Source organism: Marinobacter litoralis (assembly GCF_016427555.1).
In the GTDB taxonomy this organism is placed as follows: Bacteria; Pseudomonadota; Gammaproteobacteria; order Pseudomonadales; family Oleiphilaceae; genus Marinobacter; species Marinobacter litoralis_A.
In genome coordinates, this window is sequence record NZ_JAELVS010000001.1 from 46,368 (window position 1) to 61,642 (window position 15,275).

Sequence of the window (15,275 nt, forward strand, 5' to 3'; positions counted from 1 at the left end):
AAACCCTCACAAGCGCCCTGCCCCAATCTCTGGCAAACTAGGCTCTATTGCGAGTAGGCCTGATCAGTTCAGGCAACATCCTATGATTAGGGGAGATGTGAAATGCCCAGAGGGCTTCAATTGGCGTTTATTGCAATCGGTTTGGTGGTTATCGTGCTGTTGCTGGTTTATATCTGGCGACAGTCACGCTTGCTCAATGAAGAGCGGCTGCGCCAGAAAAAAGCGGCGGAGTTTCAGGCAAAGCGCAAAGAAGAAATGATAGAGAGCATCCGGATTATCGCTGCTGCCGTGGGCGAGGAGCAGGTGGAGTATTCCGAAGCTTGCTTGCGCCTCAAAGGGCTGTTGGATTACGTCGCGCCGGAACTCCTGTCGCAAGAACCGTATAACGTGTTTCAGTTGGTGCATGAGAAATTGGAACACATGCCCACCCACCGGGCGCGGAAGGCGGCGGATACGGAAATGGTGCAACAGATGGATGTGGAACGCTTTGCCGTAGAGAAAGAATATGCGGAACGTATTCGTCAGGCAGCGAGCGCTCTTCGACATGAGCGTTTCGAGTAGGCCAAGACGCGCTTGTAATATTTTGTAACCGAAAAAGCAGAAACTCGTAGGCTTTAATCAAGTTTTTCAGTGCCTTCGAGCAGATCGAGAAAATGAGAACTGCGTCACACTTTATTTTCTGCGGCGGCGCCTTTCCTTTTGAGGAGCATTAGCTAGATTTAAAGCAGGGCTAGGGAATTTGTCACTTCGCTCGGGGCCCTGTCCTTGTTTTCTCCTGATTAGTGAGACGGACTCTGCAATTTGCGGACATCATTGCCGGCCCCTGCGGGCCGGCTTTTTTATTCAGTTAGGCGACATCATTCCGGCCATGGCCATCACGCTGTCTTTATTCTCGACCAGCTCATCGAAGCGGCTTTCAACTTTTTCACGGTCTAATCCCAGCTCTTCAAACACCTCATCTGCTAACGGCTCGCCAGCCCCAAGGGCAACGCCCCTCGCCGTTAAGAGCTGGCGCCCCAGCCAAAGCAAGCGAGCATAAACATGATGATCGCCTTGGTAATCCGGATTTTTCTGGTAACGAAGTGCTTTTACCACTTCTTCCGGCATACCCCAGTTTTCCATCAAGGTTGCGGCAATCTGTTCGCGGGTAATGCCCAGCAGGTGGTGCTCAATGACGCTGGAATCGATGTTCGGGTTAACTTCCAGCGACCGGCACACCAGTTTGAAATGAGGGGGAAATACCTGAGCCAACACCAGGTGGCCAAAGTTGTGCAACAAGCCGGAGAGATAGGCCAAACCGAACAACGGGCGTTGGCCACGAGGCATCATGCTGGCCAGAATGCCCGCCGACTGGGCTTGCCAGATGGCCTGCTGCCAATAGTCTACGTAGCCATCGGGGTGATCTCGCGGCTCATTAAGCGCGCGCCCAAGCGACAAGCCCATGGCAAGGTTCATCACCAGATCGAAACCCAATACGCGCGAGACGGCATCATGAACCGAGCGCACCTGCCCTGCGGCCGCATAGAACGACGATGAAGCCCAGCTCACCACTTGTGCGGCAAGGCTGGGATCGCTTTCCACAATATCCACCAAATCGCCCATCACGGCGTTAGGGTTCACCCGCAAATGAATAATGCGCTGAGCGGTTTCCGGGAGAGGCGGAAGCTCCAGGGTATCCTCAAGCCGCTGCTGAATCCTGCGGCCTGTGAATTTCTTCAGCGCATTATGCAGCTCATCCCGATCATCCTGTCCGTTATTGAGGTTAACGGCGACCGATTGCGCATCGATCGCGAAACTGTTGCGATCGGCCTTGGCCGTGAGTTTCTGAAAGTCCTCAAGGGGCATGGTGACCGCCAAATTCTGCTCCACCAACTCGAGGGCAATGGATTCCAGTTCATCAACCCTGCGGTCAATGAGCGTAGGCCAGCCGGTCAGTGATGGCAGCGCGGGTAACTCCTGCAGGCCGGCTCGCTGCCGAACCCGCACTTGCTCTGTGCGCTGCATCAACTTCAGGTCGCGGCCCAGAGTTTTGTTCAGGGTTTCCAGATCCAGCAGGTCATCACGGCGCAGAATGGCCTGCAGGTTACCTTCGCTATCCGTCAGAAGAACCATGCGCAGCAAGTGCTTGGATTTGATTTGCCCGACACTGCGTAACGACACATCCGACCCACTCTCTCCTAACGCCTGCTGAACCACTCCGGGGAGCTCCATCAATGCCTCCTTATGATCCCATCAAATCCGTATGCATTCATTCTGCAACTAACACGTTTCCAATAACAGGCCTTTATTATGAACAGTAAGAACCGCTGCTCATTTGGAAAAATTTATCAAACATCGCCATAACGAATTTTTTCGCCCAACCATCGACGAATCAACGCGTCCACTACTCTTGGTTGTTTCATAAGCGCGGGCGCCATTTCCTTGATGGGCTCGATCCAGCCCTTATCCCGTTCGAAATTGGCCAAACGAAACTGCATCAAGCCCGTTTGACGAGTGCCCAGCACTTCACCGGGGCCACGTATTTCAAGGTCTTTCTCGGCGATGACAAAGCCGTCCTGGCTGTCTCTGAGCGCCTGTAGGCGTGCTTTGCCATTCATCGACAGTGGTGGGTGATACATCAATACACAAAAACTGGCCTGTTCACCACGCCCTACACGGCCACGAAGCTGATGCAGCTGCGCCAAGCCCAGACGCTCGGGGTTTTCGATGATGATTAACGACGCGTTGGGCACATCCACCCCAACCTCAATCACCGTGGTCGCCACCAAAAGATCCAGCTCCCCTTCTTTGAAACGGGTCATCACATCGGCCTTCTCTTGCACCTTCAGACGGCCGTGAACAAGACCAACCTTGAGATCAGGCAAACGCTCTGTCAGTTCCTGGGAGGTCACCTCTGCTGCCTGGCACTGCAAGGCTTCGGATTCTTCAATCAACGTGCAGACCCAATAGGCCTGCCGCCCCTCGCGACAAGCGCTGCGCACACGCTCAATAATATCGTCACGCCGGCTATCTGGCACCACAATAGTTTCAATCGGCTTTCGGCCCGGCGGCAGTTCGTCAATGATGGAAGTGTCTAAGTCGGCATAGGCGCTCATGGCCAGTGTGCGCGGAATCGGGGTTGCGGTCATAATCAACTGGTGCGGGGCTAGTGATCCGCCCACGCCTTTTTCTCTTAACGCTAAGCGCTGATGAACACCAAAACGATGCTGTTCATCGACAATCACCAACGCCAACCGGTGGAAGAAAACGTCATCCTGAAACAGTGCATGGGTGCCAATCGCGACCTGGGCTTCTCCACTCGCAACCGCTTCCAGGGCCTGCTGGCGGGCTTTGCCTTTTACTTTGCCGGAAAACCACGCAATGGGAATGCCTAGCGGCTCCAACCAATTTTTGAAATTCGTGAAGTGCTGTTCGGCGAGAATTTCGGTGGGGGCCATCAAGGCAACCTGAGCCCCCGCGCCGAGTGTCTGCAAGGCGGCCAGAGCCGCCACAACGGTTTTACCAGAGCCAACATCCCCTTGCACCAACCGAAGCATCGGAACCGGCTGGCTTAGGTCTTGGCGGATTTCGCTCATGACTTGGCGTTGGGCGCCGGTGAGCTGGAACGGCAGCTCTTCCAGAAAGCGTTCGGTCAGATCACCTGCCGGTAACAACGGTAACGCTTCTCGTGCTTGTATCTGTTCCCTTACCTGCAACAGGCTCAGTTGGTGCGCCAGTAACTCTTCCATCACCAATCGCTGCTGCGCCGGATGACGACCTTCCAACAATAGCGGCACCGGTGCGCCTGCCGGAGGTGAATGCACCAACTTTACCGCCTCTGTAATGCACGGCAGCTGATAATCCGCCAGCAACTCCGGGGGCAACCAATCTTTAATCGGATGGCGTTCAAGGTATTTCAGCGCTTGTTGGCACAAGCTTCGAATCCGAGGTTGCTGAATGCCTTCGGTTAACGGATAAACTGGCGTAAGCGTAGCTTCATTAGCCGCGGGCATCGGTGGCGGGTTGGTCTGATATTCGGGGTGGTAAAACTCGTAACCCGCGCGGCCCGGGCGCACTTCACCAAAACAGCGCACTCGGGTGCCTTCGCTGAGTTGGTTTTTCTGAGCCGCATTAAAGTGAAAAAACCGCAGTACTAGAAAGCCGCTGTCGTCTTTCAGGGTTACCTGCAGGCTGCGGCGCCGGCCCATCACAAGGTCGGCTTTCATCACCTCCCCTTCCACCACCGCCACATCGCCCACCCGCAGACTGCCCATCGGGATAACCCGCGTGCGGTCTTCGTAGCGATGCGGCAGGTGAAACAGAAGGTCTTGCATGGACTGGATGCCCAACTTGGCCAATTTCTCAGCCAGGGCGCTTCCTACACCCTTGAGCTCGGTAACAGAGATGTCATCCAGTGACGCCATGGCTTACCTCATTTTTGGGCTGCGGCTGCAGGGGTTGCCTCCTTGGCCCGCTCAATAACACGACACTGGCTGGCCGCCAGCGAAAGCATGTCGATGGCTTTGGGGCGCGGGAAGGTTACTCGCCAGGCCAAGGCCACTGTTCTGAAAGGCACCGGTGCGGCGAACGGGCGCACGGCCAGAATATCTTCCTGATATTTGATGGCTGTGGCGGCGGACAACGGCAACACCGTAATACCCAAACCCGAGGCCACCATATGGCGAATGGTTTCCAGAGAGCTGCCTTCGGTCACCAGACCCGGCTGACTCTCACCCGCCCGGCGGGTAACGGCATCCACCAGCGGAGGACAGGATTCCAGCACCTGATCCCGGAAACAGTGGCCCGGCCCCAGTAACAGCAGTTGCTCTTCGGCCATTTCTTCGGCGGTGATCTCGTCTTTCTCGGTCAGCGGATGATCGGCTGGCAGCAATACCACAAAGGGCTCGTCGTATAGCGGCAGAGTCACTACCTCCGGTTCATCAAACGGCAGCGCGATGATAATGGCATCCAGTTCGGAGTGCCGAAGCTTCTGGCGCAGATTTGCGGTGTAGTTTTCTTCGATGAACAGCGGCATCTCTGGTGCCGCCCGGCGCAGCTCCGGCAACAGATGGGGGAACAGGTAGGGGCCGATGGTGTAGATCGCGCCCACTTTCAAAGGCGAGTTCAGCTGATTCTTGCCGTCTTGGGCCAGATCCTTGATCACGCCCACCTGGTCCAAAACCGTTTGCGCCTGATCAATAATCCGCTGCCCGACTTCCGTCACTCGAATGCTGCTTTTGCTGCGCTCAAATAACGAAATACCGAGCTCTTCTTCCAGTTTCTTCACGGCCACGCTCAAGGTGGGCTGGCTTACGTGGCAGCGCTCTGCGGCACGGCCAAAATGCCTTTCCCGGGCAAGCGTAACAACGTATCGTAACTCGGTGAGGGTCATCGTCGGCTCCGGTCGGATTGTTCAGGTCGAAGTTGCACGTACTTTATCAACTAAAGGATAAGGATTGAAATTGTCTATGGCAATGGCGAATCATCAGCAATTATCACGAGTTCTGGTGGCTGGCTGCGGCAAGCTCGGCGGAGACATAGCCGTGGCATTAGCCGACAAGAATGCACAGGTTTTCGGCCTGCGCCGAAGCCCCGAGAAGGTTCCGGCTGGCATCACCGGCATCGGCGCCGACCTGACCAAACCCGAGACGCTGGAAGGCAAGATCCCTGATGGCCTGGACATTGTTATTTACTGCCTGACACCGTCATCCTACGACGAACAGGGCTACCAGGATGCCTATGTGGCCGGCTTGAAGAATTTGCTGAACGCTCTTGGCGACCAGCCCCTGACCCGTCTGTTTTTTGTCAGTAGCACCAGCGTTTATGCACAGGACGACGATAGCTGGGTTGATGAAACCAGTCCCACAGAGCCCAGCCGCTATACCGGCAAACACATTCTGCAGGGCGAACAAACGGCTTTGGGCAGCATTCACCCCGCCACCGTTATCCGTTTCAGCGGCATCTACGGCCCCACTCGCCAGCGTTTTCTGGAAGAGGTGCTGGAAGGCCGGATGAATCCTCAGCCGCCAGCCCCCTACAGTAACCGAATTCATGAACAAGATGCCGTGCGGGCCGTGACCCACATGAGCGAACTGGCATTATCTGGCAAAAGTCTGGAAGACGTTTATATCGTCACCGATTGCGAGCCGGTCCGGTTAGACGAAGTCGTAGAATGGGTTCAGCAGCAAATACCGTGTAAAGCGCCTGTGGAAGGTGCACGCAAAGGCGGCAGAGCAGGAAGTAAGCGTTGCAGCAACCAGCGACTGCTGGCCAGTGGATTTGAATTCCGGTACCCCGATTTTCGGGCAGGGTACCGGGAGATGATCAACAGCCTTAGCTGAGTACCATCACGGCTTCCATTTCTACAGGTACGCCTTTCGGCAGCGCTGCGACACCCACGGCGGCGCGCGCCGGATAGGGCTGCTGGAAGTAAGTGGCCATTACTTCGTTGACGGTCGCGAAGTTGGCAAGGTCCGTCATATAGATGTTCAGCTTAACGATGTCTTTTAACTCGCCACCGGCGGCTTCGCACACGGCTTTGAGGTTTTCAAACACCTGACGGGTCTGAGTCGCGAAGTCACCCGCAACCACTTCCATAGTTTTCGGATCGAGCGGGATCTGGCCCGACAGATACACGGTGTCGCCCGCTTTCACTGCCTGAGAATAGGTACCGATCGCCTGCGGAGCGTTCTCGGTCTGAATGACAGATTTATTCGTCATGACCTGCTGTTTCCTCTGAAGAAAAACGACCATCGTCACCCTTCTGCGTAGCGCCTGTCAACTACGCCAAAGGTCGCGTTTAATAGCGTACCCGACTGATATGGGTCACCGCCCGAATATTTCGCACCCGCCGCATCACCCTGGCCAGATGGCGCCGGCCGTTTACATGAACAACCAGGCTGACAATGCCAAACCGGGCATTTTGGTCTTCAACGTTAATGCGCTCGATATTGCCGTCAGCCATCGCAACAGCATTGGCAATCTCGGCAATCACGCCGCGCTGGCGCTCCAGCTCAACCCGCAGCTCAACAGAGAACTCGTCGGTAATGTCTTTCGCCCACTTCAGATGGGTCAATCGGGCCCTACCTTCATCGTCCTCCGGCAACTTTGAACAGGTGTCGGTATGAATAATCATGCCATTACCGGAATCCATAATGCCCACCACGGGATCACCCGGAATTGGCTTACAACACGACGCAAATTTCAGCAAAATGCCCTCTGCACCGCGGATCATCACCGGGCCGGATGCTTCAATCTGTTTGGTTTCGGCGCTCGGTTCTTCTTCCGGTGTTTCATAGCCTGCAACCAGTTGACGCGCCACCAGATACGCCATTCGGTTACCCAAACCAATATCACTGATCAGATCGTCAAAACTGTTCACCTGGTTGTGATTCACAACGGCCTGCTTCTGGGCGTCGGTGATGTCGGACAGCTTGGTATCAAAACCATTCAGCGACTTTTTCAGTAGCGCTCGGCCAAGCGCCATAGATTCTGCCCGCTTACGGGTTTTCAAAGCATGGCGAATGCTGCTGCGCGCTTTGCCCGTGGTGACAAAACTCAGCCACGCAGGGTTCGGCCGGGCGCCGGGCGCGGTGATAATTTCCAGCGTCTGGCCACTTTGTAGCGGTTGGCTCAGTGATGCCAAATTGCGGTTTACGCGGCAGGCAACGGTGGCATTGCCAATATCGGTATGGATGGCGTACGCGAAGTCGACCGGGGTGGCACCTTGGGGTAACTCCATGATCCGCCCTTTCGGCGTGAACACGTAGATTTCATCCGGGAACAGATCCACCTTCACGTTTTCGATGAATTCCATGGAGTCATCGGCCCGCTCCCGCATTTCCATCAGCCCTTTCACCCAGCGATCAACGCGGGTTTGATTGACCTTGCCTACGCCCGGCTCTTCGGTTTTGTACATCCAATGGGCCGCAATGCCATTGTTGGCGATGTGTTCCATCTCTTCGGTACGGATCTGAATCTCGATGTTCACGTGCATGCCAAACAGCGTGGTGTGCAACGACTGGTAGCCGTTGGCCTTGGGCATGGCGATGTAATCTTTGAATCGGCCGGGAAGCGGTTTGTAGAGGCTGTGTACGGCACCGAGAATGCGATAACAGTCGTCTTCGTTGTCGGTGATGATGCGGAAGGCATATACGTCCATGATTTCATGGAACGATTTCTGTTTGAGCTTCATCTTGCTGTAGATGGAGTTCAAATGTTTTTCCCGGCCCATAATACGCCCGGGCAGACCGCGCTCCTCCAATTTTTCCTGCAATTTGCCGCGAATATCCTCAATGATTTCCCGGTGATTGCCGCGCAGCTTTTGGATGGCCTTGGAAATGTACTTGGAGCGCATGGGATACAACGAGGAAAAACCCAAATCTTCCAGTTCGGTGGAGATCGAGTGCATACCCAGGCGGTTGGCAATCGGCGCGTAGATATCAAGTGTTTCAGTGGCGATGCGCTGGCGTTTTTCGAAGGGCATGGGGCCGAGCGTGCGCATGTTGTGCAGTCGGTCAGCCAGTTTCACCAATATGACACGAATGTCTTTGGCCATCGCCAGCGTCATTTTCTGGAAGTTTTCGGCTTGTGCCTCTGCCCGGGAACGAAATTCGATTTGGGTCAGTTTGGAAACGCCATCGACCAACTCGGCGACATCTTCGCCAAACTGATCAGCCAGGGCATCTTTGGGAATCCCTGTGTCTTCAATAACATCGTGCAGCATCGCCGCCATCAGGCTCTGATGGTCCAGCCGCAGTTCGGCAAGGATATGGGCGACCGCCAGCGGATGAGTAATGTAGCGATCGCCACTTTTGCGCATCTGCCCTTCATGGGCTTGTTCGGCGTAATAGTAGGCCCTTCGCACCTGATTAATGCGACTGGTATCTAGATATGAACTGAGTTCTGTAGCCAGTTCTTCAACCGTTGCCTCTACCGACACCGCGCCTCCACTTGGTTCTTTATGCCAGGGACAAAAAAGCCCGAATGCGAACATCCGGGCTCTTCCTTGTCTTTCCCGCTGGCTTCTATAGTTACACTATAAAACCGCAGAGACAGATTTCAATGCTTCTCGCGCTCCAGCAGGTAATTCTTCGTATACCTGATGGGTTGGAGCTTAGTCTTCTTCTGTTTCAGTCAGCAGACTGCGAGAAACTTTTCCTTCGGCGATTTCGCGCAAGGCGATAACCGTTGGCTTGTCGTTTTCTTCCGGCACCATTGGCTCAGAACCCTTGGTGGCGATCTGGCGGGCGCGCTTGCTAGCCAGCATAACCAGCTGGAAGCGGTTATCTACATGTTCCAGACAATCTTCAACGGTAACTCGTGCCATTATGTTCCCCGAAAATAACAAGTACTTTAACTAGACCGCGTAGTTTACTGCTGCCGGTTCAATTTGTATACAGCGGCAAACCGTTATCTCTGCAACTTTCAGCAGCTATTCGCTTGCTCCGGTAAGCCCTTTCAGTAAATCGTCAAAGCGTTCCTGCTGAACCGACATCTTCAACCGGCAACTGCGAGTGATCGCCAGCAAATCCGCCAAGGCCACATCGAAATCGTCGTTCACCACCAGATAATCGAATTCGACCGCATGACTGCACTCAGCTTTGGCTTCAGCCAACCGGCGCTCGATCACTTCGGGCGCATCGGTACCCCGGCCAACCAAACGCTGACGCAGGACTTCTGGGGAAGGTGGTACGATAAAAATGCTCACGCATTCTGGTACTAACCGGCGAATCTGCTCGGCACCCTGCTGATCAATTTCCAGAATAACATCCCGGCCTTTCGCCAGAGTGTCCCGCACCCACACCTGGGATGTGCCGTAATAATTCCCGAACACATCGGCATGCTCGAGAAAATCACCGCGATTGATCATTTCCTCGAACTGTTCACGGCTGACAAAGTGATAGTTCACGCCATCTTGCTCGCCGTCCCGCATCGGGCGAGTGGTGTGCGACACAGAGACACCCAACAGTGAATCTGCCCGGAGCATTTCCGCCACCAGACTGGTTTTACCTGCACCCGAGGGCGCCGAAATCACAAACAGGGTTCCCTGCCCACCGGCCTGACTCATGGTTCAACCTCTCCTGCACAACAAATGGTGGCCCTTGAAGCGGCCAGAAAGCGCGCAATTATACGAGGTTTGACTTACCTCCGCACCCCACCCCATTGGCAGCTGATATTATGGATTCAATTCTCTTACAAACGATGGATAAAGCGCATGGATAAACTCCTGATCGTCATGGACCCTCAGCACAAACACCAGATTGCACTCTCTCGAGGCGTGGAACTCGCGCGGGCAACGGGTGCCAGCGTAGACATCGTGGCGTTTGTGCATGAATACCTTGATGCCCTGCCCAACGACCCGGTGGTTCAGGAAAGAGCCAAGAAGGCCTTAATTGAGATGCGGGAAAAATGGCTGGAGCAAATGCTGGCTCTTACCGATTGCACCGACCTGAAGGTTAATGTGCGTGTCGTGTGGGAGAAGCAAATCCATCAGTGGATTATTGATTATTGCCAGCAAGAACGCGTAAGCGCTGTGATCAAAACCGAAAACCGATCAGAAACGCTTTTATACACCCCGACCGATTGGCAATTGATCCGGGCATGCCCGGTACCCGTCATGCTGCTGGCCGAACTCAAATGGAACAAGGCCCACCCGATTCTTGCTGCGGTGGATCTCGGCACAGAGAAACCCGTTAAAAAGGCGTTAAACAACCGAATCATCGATCAGGCATGGCACTTAGCCAAAGCAATGGGCAGCGAACTGCACTTGGTGCACGCTCTGCACACATCGGTATTGTTAGCTGATCTGGAAATCATCGACACTGCCGCCCACGAGCGGAAACGCCGAGAAGCGCTCAAACCAAAAATCGAGCATTTGCGTCACACCTGGCACCTGACGCCAGAGCAGGTTCACATCGTGTCCGGGCCGACGCAGAAAGTCATCCCCAGCGTCGCCAACAAAATCAAAGCAGACATGGTGGTGATGGGCACAACAGGAAAAACAGGGCTCGCCGCACGAGTCATCGGCAACACTGCCGAAAAAGTACTCACACATCTACGAACGGACTTGGTAGCGGTTAAGCCGGCAGAATAGCCGGCCCAAAAGGCGTGCGGGGCCAGCCTCCCCGCCGTCAAAATCACTCCAGGTTTTGCACCTGCTCGCGCATCTGTTCGATCAACACCTTCAGATCAACAGCAGCACGTGTAACGGCGGCATCAAAACTCTTGCTGCTGAGCGTGTTGGCCTCACGATTCAACTCTTGCATAAGGAAATCCAAACGGCGACCAATCGCCTGGTCGCCCTGCAAGGTTTCCCGAACCTCACTGACGTGGGCATCCAGCCGATCCAGCTCTTCTGCCACATCACTCTTCTGGGCCAGCATCACCATCTCCTGAGCAACCCGCTCCGGCTCCAGCTCAACCTTGGCTTTTTCAAAGCGATCCCGCAGCGTTTGCTCCTGAGCCGCCAGTAATTCCGGCATACGCTCACGCACCTCGGCTACAAGTTCGCTGATAGTGGCCAATCGATCCTCAAACAACGGCCGCAACCGCTCACCTTCGCGCTCGCGAACACTCACCAGCTCAGCCACCGTCTCGGCAAACAACTCAGCTGCCGCAGTTTGAGCGGCGCTGTAATCCTGCTCCGGCAACGACATCACCCCGGGCCAGCGCAGAATATCCAGCGCGCTGATGTGGGCGGGGTTATCCAGCATTCGATTAATATGATTTGCCGCCTCGTTCACCGCACTGGCGATCTCGTCATTAATCTCGAAGCTCTGCACCTCGTTTTCGGTCGATTGCAGGCGCATCGAGACATCCACCTTGCCCCGCTTCAATCCCTTACGCAATTCCTCACGAAACCGGTTCTCCAGCTCACGAAATGCCTCTGGCAACCGGAACGAAGGCTCCAGGTAACGGTGATTCACCGTGCGAATCTCACACGTGAGCGTGCCCCAGTCACCACGGGCATCCTTACGGGCAAAAGCAGTCATGCTGCGAATCATAAAGGCTCCAATACCAATCGATGATCATTCGAGTGTAACAGGCAAGTGCCGCGAGCGGCGAGCCAGACCAATAGCGGACACCACGCACCCGACCCCGGCGCCCTCCGTGCTATACTCACCGCCCTTTCAAAACACCGACCGGCCCAGCGCCGGACATTCATCTTGAAACAACAGGACACACTATGCGACCAAGCGGCAGAACGCCCGAGCAACCCAGAGACGTCCGGATCACCCGCAACTACACCCGCCACGCCGAAGGATCTGTGCTGGTTGAGTTCGGAGACACCAAAGTCATCTGCACCGCCTCTGTGGAAAACAAAGTACCGCCCTTCCTGCGCGGCGAAGGCAAAGGCTGGATCACCGCCGAATACGGCATGCTACCCCGCTCCACCGGCAGCCGCATGGGCCGCGAAGCCGCCCGCGGCAAACAAGGTGGCCGCACCGTAGAAATCCAGCGACTGATCGGCCGCAGCCTGCGCGCCGCAGTAGACATGCAAGCCCTGGGCGAACACACCATCACCATCGACTGCGACGTGATCCAGGCCGACGGCGGCACCCGCACCGCTGCCATCACCGGCGGCTGCGTAGCACTGGTCGATGCCCTGAACCACCTGGTAGAAACCAAGCGCCTGAAAAAATCCCCGCTGAAGCAGATGATCGCGGCAATCTCTGTGGGTGTTTACAAAGGCACACCGGTTGCCGACCTGGACTACCCGGAAGACTCAGAAGCCGAAACCGACATGAACGTCATCATGACCGACAAAGGCGGCTTCATCGAAATTCAGGGCACTGCGGAAGGCGCGCCTTTCGAGCAGAAAGAACTGGACAGCATGCTTGGCTTGGCACGCACGGCTATCAACCAGCTGTTTGAAATTCAGAAAGAAGCACTGGAAGGCTAAATCAGAAGTCTGGGGCGGCGTTTCGGTAAGCCTTCCCCAGAATTTCGTAGGCCATGGATGGCCGGAGAGAAGCGCACATGGATGTGCTCGTAGCGGTTCTGGGGAAGGCTTACCGAAACGGCGCCCTCCCCCGAAGCGAGATCGGTTAGCTCAAAAACCAATCTCAATATCGTAATCCATCACCACCGGAGCGTGGTCCGAAAAACGCGTACCACCATCAATCCAACCATCACTGATGGTCTTGCGGATCCCCGGTGTCAGCAACTGGTAATCCACCCGAATCCCCGCCTTCTTGCGAGAACCCTCGGTCTGCTCCGGCCACCAGGTAAACTGATTGCTCTGCTTGTTGATCTCGCGGAATGCATCAATACAGCCCATTTCATCAAACAAACGATCCAACCAGGCCCGCTCATGGGGCAAAAACCCGGAAAAATCCGTCTTGTGATAAAGCGGGCTGGCATCCGTCACATGATGAGCAGACTGCAAGTTCGCACAGAAAATAAACTGACGGCGCTTGCGCAGCGTCTTCTGCATATGCACACCGAACGCGTCGAGAAACTCGTCTTTGTGATCCAGAACCGTCAGATCATCATCGCCGATAAGCTCTTCCTCACGCCCCAGCGCGCAAGGCGCCAGCACGCAAGCCACAGAAACCTTATCGAAATCGGCCTGAATAAACCGACCTTCACGATCGGCCTGCTCATTGGCAAAGCCGTACATAATCGCCTTGGGGAAATGACGGGTATAAATACCCACCCCGCCGTGCTCGTTCAGCTCACCATCAATAAAGTAAGCCTCATAACCCTCGGGAATGAGATTTTTGTCTTCGACTTCATAGGCACGCATGCGGTGGTCCTGAACACACACCACATCGGCGTCCTGCTCTGCCAGCCAGTCAAAAAAGCCTTTCTCAACAGCCTGCTCCAGACCGTTGACGCTAATGGATACTACGCGCATACGTGTTCCCTGATTCGGTTTCTGTGTATGATACCGGTTTTACGCCTTATTTAAAGTCAAACCCCGCCAGAAGCCTTGCCATGCACGACTATCAGAAAAATTTTATCGAGTTTGCCATCCAGCGAAATGTTCTTCGTTTTGGAGAATTCACTCTCAAATCCGGACGCACCAGCCCGTATTTCTTCAACGCCGGACTGTTCAACACCGGAGACGACCTGTTGCAGTTGAGCAAGGCCTACGCCGCCGCGATTGAGCGAAGCGGATTGGATTATGACATCATTTTCGGACCCGCCTATAAGGGCATTCCGTTGGCCACCGTCACCGCAATGGCCCTTGCTACAGACGGTAACAGCAAACCCTTTGCCTTTAACCGTAAAGAGAAGAAAGATCACGGAGAAGGTGGCAATATTGTTGGCGCACCACTACAAGGTAACGTATTGATTGTGGACGATGTCATCACCGCTGGCACCGCCATTCGGGAATCCATCGACATCATTCGGGCCGCCGGGGCAGAACCTGCCGGAGTGCTGATCGCGCTGGATCGCCAGGAAAAGGGCAATGGCGAGCTCTCGGCCATTCAGGAAGTCGAACAGGAATTCGGCATACCCGTGGTTAGCATCATTCGTCTGGAACAAGTACTAGACTACTTAAAGTCTAACCCCGACTTTTCCGGCCACGCCGAAAACGTAGCCAGCTATCGGGACCGCTACGGAGTCTGATACATGCAACACCGCTTCACCAAAGCCCCGGTTCTTGCCGTTCTCCTTTCCGCGGGACTGCTATCCACAGCAGCCGTGCAAGCGGGCATGTATCGTTACACCGATGAAAATGGCCGACTGGTCATCAGTAACACCATTCCACAGTCAGCCACTAAACGCGGCTACGAGATCATCAGCAATAACGGTCGAGTGATCGAAACCATCGCTCCGGCCCCTTCTGCTGAAGAACTCGCAGCCCGTGCAGCCGCCGAAGAGCGTAAAAAACAGCAAGCCGCGCAACTCGAAAAGGATCGCCTGCTGCTCAAACGCTTCAGTCATCCTGATCAGGCTGTTCGGGCCATGCATCGAAAAGTGCAGGAACTGGAAGGCCTGATTGCTTTGAAGCGCGGCAACATTTCCGTGTTGACCAGCCAACTCGACAACGAACAACGTCGGGCGGCCGAGATGGAAAGAGCGGGGCAAAAGGTGCCAGACGCGACACTGAAAAAAATCTACCGCCTGGAAGGTCAGGTTCGCGATATCGAGCGAGAAATTGCAGCTCAGCGGCTGGAAATTGATACGGTTGCCAAACGCTTTCTATCCGACATCGAACGGCTTGAAGAAATCACCGGTTCAGAGCGCACCCTGCCTCTGACCGATGCGGAAGCAGAAACCACCAGTTCCGAGTAACACTCGCTTGCATTCCGGCAGGCCAGAAAGCACAAAAAAGGCGCTCA

The 15,275-nt window shown here is 55.0% G+C and carries 15 protein-coding genes; 6 read left to right on the forward strand and 9 right to left on the reverse strand.

Going from position 1 to position 15,275, the window contains the following annotated elements:
* The first annotated feature begins 102 nt into the window (after nucleotides 1–102).
* A complete protein-coding gene (locus tag JAO79_RS00205) occupies nucleotides 103–561 on the forward strand; it encodes a DUF2489 domain-containing protein (RefSeq protein WP_199005167.1) in 459 nt (152 codons plus the stop codon).
* A 282-nt stretch (nucleotides 562–843) separates the two neighbouring features.
* Here the strand turns inward: JAO79_RS00205 and JAO79_RS00210 are convergent, their stop codons facing one another.
* The 3 genes from JAO79_RS00210 to JAO79_RS00220 form a co-directional block, all read right to left on the reverse strand.
* Nucleotides 844–2,211 (reverse strand): HDOD domain-containing protein, encoded by a 1,368-nt coding sequence (locus tag JAO79_RS00210; RefSeq protein WP_199005168.1) that lies wholly within the window; start codon nucleotides 2,209–2,211, stop codon nucleotides 844–846.
* A gap of 116 nt (nucleotides 2,212–2,327) precedes the next feature.
* Complete coding sequence (recG, locus tag JAO79_RS00215) at nucleotides 2,328–4,403, reverse strand: ATP-dependent DNA helicase RecG (RefSeq protein ID WP_199005169.1); 2,076 nt, start codon at nucleotides 4,401–4,403, stop codon at nucleotides 2,328–2,330.
* An 8-nt stretch (nucleotides 4,404–4,411) separates the two neighbouring features.
* Nucleotides 4,412–5,371 (reverse strand): hydrogen peroxide-inducible genes activator, encoded by a 960-nt coding sequence (locus tag JAO79_RS00220; protein ID WP_199005170.1) that lies wholly within the window; start codon nucleotides 5,369–5,371, stop codon nucleotides 4,412–4,414.
* Nucleotides 5,372–5,447: 76 nt separating this feature from the next.
* Between JAO79_RS00220 and JAO79_RS00225 the strand changes: the two genes are divergently transcribed.
* The gene (locus tag JAO79_RS00225; protein ID WP_199005171.1) at nucleotides 5,448–6,320 is read left to right on the forward strand and encodes an SDR family oxidoreductase; all 873 of its coding nucleotides are present in this window, start codon (nucleotides 5,448–5,450) and stop codon (nucleotides 6,318–6,320) included.
* Here JAO79_RS00225 and JAO79_RS00230 read toward each other — a convergent pair.
* From JAO79_RS00230 to gmk, 4 genes are all read right to left on the reverse strand, one after another.
* Nucleotides 6,313–6,699, reverse strand: coding sequence for a RidA family protein (locus tag JAO79_RS00230; protein ID WP_133006601.1), 387 nt, complete (start codon nucleotides 6,697–6,699; stop codon nucleotides 6,313–6,315). The two genes, JAO79_RS00225 and JAO79_RS00230, sit on opposite strands and share 8 nt — an antisense overlap.
* Before the next feature lie 79 nt (nucleotides 6,700–6,778).
* Nucleotides 6,779–8,920: a RelA/SpoT family protein gene (locus tag JAO79_RS00235; RefSeq protein WP_320158915.1), complete on the reverse strand. Its 2,142-nt coding sequence runs from the start codon at nucleotides 8,918–8,920 to the stop codon at nucleotides 6,779–6,781.
* Between the two features lie 174 nt (nucleotides 8,921–9,094).
* A complete protein-coding gene (rpoZ, locus tag JAO79_RS00240) occupies nucleotides 9,095–9,307 on the reverse strand; it encodes a DNA-directed RNA polymerase subunit omega (RefSeq protein ID WP_114334795.1) in 213 nt (70 codons plus the stop codon).
* Nucleotides 9,308–9,412: 105 nt separating this feature from the next.
* A complete protein-coding gene (gmk, locus tag JAO79_RS00245) occupies nucleotides 9,413–10,048 on the reverse strand; it encodes a guanylate kinase (protein ID WP_199005173.1) in 636 nt (211 codons plus the stop codon).
* Between the two features lie 147 nt (nucleotides 10,049–10,195).
* Here gmk and JAO79_RS00250 point away from each other — a divergent pair, with 147 nt between their 5' ends.
* Nucleotides 10,196–11,074, forward strand: a complete 879-nt coding sequence (locus tag JAO79_RS00250; RefSeq protein WP_199005174.1) for a universal stress protein — start codon at nucleotides 10,196–10,198, stop codon at nucleotides 11,072–11,074.
* Nucleotides 11,075–11,117: 43 nt separating this feature from the next.
* On the opposite strand, the gene JAO79_RS00255 is transcribed toward JAO79_RS00250, so the two are convergent.
* Nucleotides 11,118–11,984 carry a YicC/YloC family endoribonuclease gene (locus tag JAO79_RS00255; protein WP_199005175.1) on the reverse strand — a complete coding sequence of 289 codons (867 nt, stop codon included), beginning with the start codon at nucleotides 11,982–11,984 and terminating at the stop codon, nucleotides 11,118–11,120.
* 182 nt (nucleotides 11,985–12,166) lie between these two features.
* Between JAO79_RS00255 and rph the strand changes: the two genes are divergently transcribed.
* Nucleotides 12,167–12,883, forward strand: coding sequence for a ribonuclease PH (rph, locus tag JAO79_RS00260; protein WP_199005176.1), 717 nt, complete (start codon nucleotides 12,167–12,169; stop codon nucleotides 12,881–12,883).
* Nucleotides 12,884–13,033: 150 nt separating this feature from the next.
* On the opposite strand, the gene JAO79_RS00265 is transcribed toward rph, so the two are convergent.
* Nucleotides 13,034–13,840: an exodeoxyribonuclease III gene (locus tag JAO79_RS00265; RefSeq protein ID WP_199005177.1), complete on the reverse strand. Its 807-nt coding sequence runs from the start codon at nucleotides 13,838–13,840 to the stop codon at nucleotides 13,034–13,036.
* Nucleotides 13,841–13,920: 80 nt separating this feature from the next.
* On the opposite strand from JAO79_RS00265, the gene pyrE reads away from it, so the two are divergent.
* Both pyrE and JAO79_RS00275 read left to right on the forward strand, forming a co-directional pair.
* On the forward strand, nucleotides 13,921–14,559 hold the full coding sequence (gene pyrE / locus JAO79_RS00270) for an orotate phosphoribosyltransferase (protein WP_199005178.1): 639 nt from the start codon (nucleotides 13,921–13,923) through the stop codon (nucleotides 14,557–14,559).
* A 3-nt stretch (nucleotides 14,560–14,562) separates the two neighbouring features.
* Nucleotides 14,563–15,228 (forward strand): DUF4124 domain-containing protein, encoded by a 666-nt coding sequence (locus JAO79_RS00275; protein ID WP_199005179.1) that lies wholly within the window; start codon nucleotides 14,563–14,565, stop codon nucleotides 15,226–15,228.
* Nucleotides 15,229–15,275: the final 47 nt, after the last annotated feature.

What these genes read in the sequence shown, in the direction of transcription:
- rph (WP_199005176.1), top strand. Translation starts at nt 12,167, where the DNA reads ATGCGACCAAGCGGCAGAACGCCCGAGCAACCCAGAGACGTCCGGATC.
- pyrE (WP_199005178.1), top strand. Translation starts at nt 13,921, where the DNA reads ATGCACGACTATCAGAAAAATTTTATCGAGTTTGCCATCCAGCGAAAT.
- JAO79_RS00205 (WP_199005167.1), top strand. Translation starts at nt 103, where the DNA reads ATGCCCAGAGGGCTTCAATTGGCGTTTATTGCAATCGGTTTGGTGGTT.
- JAO79_RS00255 (WP_199005175.1), bottom strand. Translation starts at nt 11,984, where the DNA reads ATGATTCGCAGCATGACTGCTTTTGCCCGTAAGGATGCCCGTGGTGAC.
- JAO79_RS00265 (WP_199005177.1), bottom strand. Translation starts at nt 13,840, where the DNA reads ATGCGCGTAGTATCCATTAGCGTCAACGGTCTGGAGCAGGCTGTTGAG.
- JAO79_RS00275 (WP_199005179.1), top strand. Translation starts at nt 14,563, where the DNA reads ATGCAACACCGCTTCACCAAAGCCCCGGTTCTTGCCGTTCTCCTTTCC.
- JAO79_RS00210 (WP_199005168.1), bottom strand. Translation starts at nt 2,211, where the DNA reads ATGGAGCTCCCCGGAGTGGTTCAGCAGGCGTTAGGAGAGAGTGGGTCG.
- gmk (WP_199005173.1), bottom strand. Translation starts at nt 10,048, where the DNA reads ATGAGTCAGGCCGGTGGGCAGGGAACCCTGTTTGTGATTTCGGCGCCC.
- JAO79_RS00230 (WP_133006601.1), bottom strand. Translation starts at nt 6,699, where the DNA reads ATGACGAATAAATCTGTCATTCAGACCGAGAACGCTCCGCAGGCGATC.
- rpoZ (WP_114334795.1), bottom strand. Translation starts at nt 9,307, where the DNA reads ATGGCACGAGTTACCGTTGAAGATTGTCTGGAACATGTAGATAACCGC.
- JAO79_RS00225 (WP_199005171.1), top strand. Translation starts at nt 5,448, where the DNA reads ATGGCAATGGCGAATCATCAGCAATTATCACGAGTTCTGGTGGCTGGC.
- JAO79_RS00220 (WP_199005170.1), bottom strand. Translation starts at nt 5,371, where the DNA reads ATGACCCTCACCGAGTTACGATACGTTGTTACGCTTGCCCGGGAAAGG.
- recG (WP_199005169.1), bottom strand. Translation starts at nt 4,403, where the DNA reads ATGGCGTCACTGGATGACATCTCTGTTACCGAGCTCAAGGGTGTAGGA.
- JAO79_RS00250 (WP_199005174.1), top strand. Translation starts at nt 10,196, where the DNA reads ATGGATAAACTCCTGATCGTCATGGACCCTCAGCACAAACACCAGATT.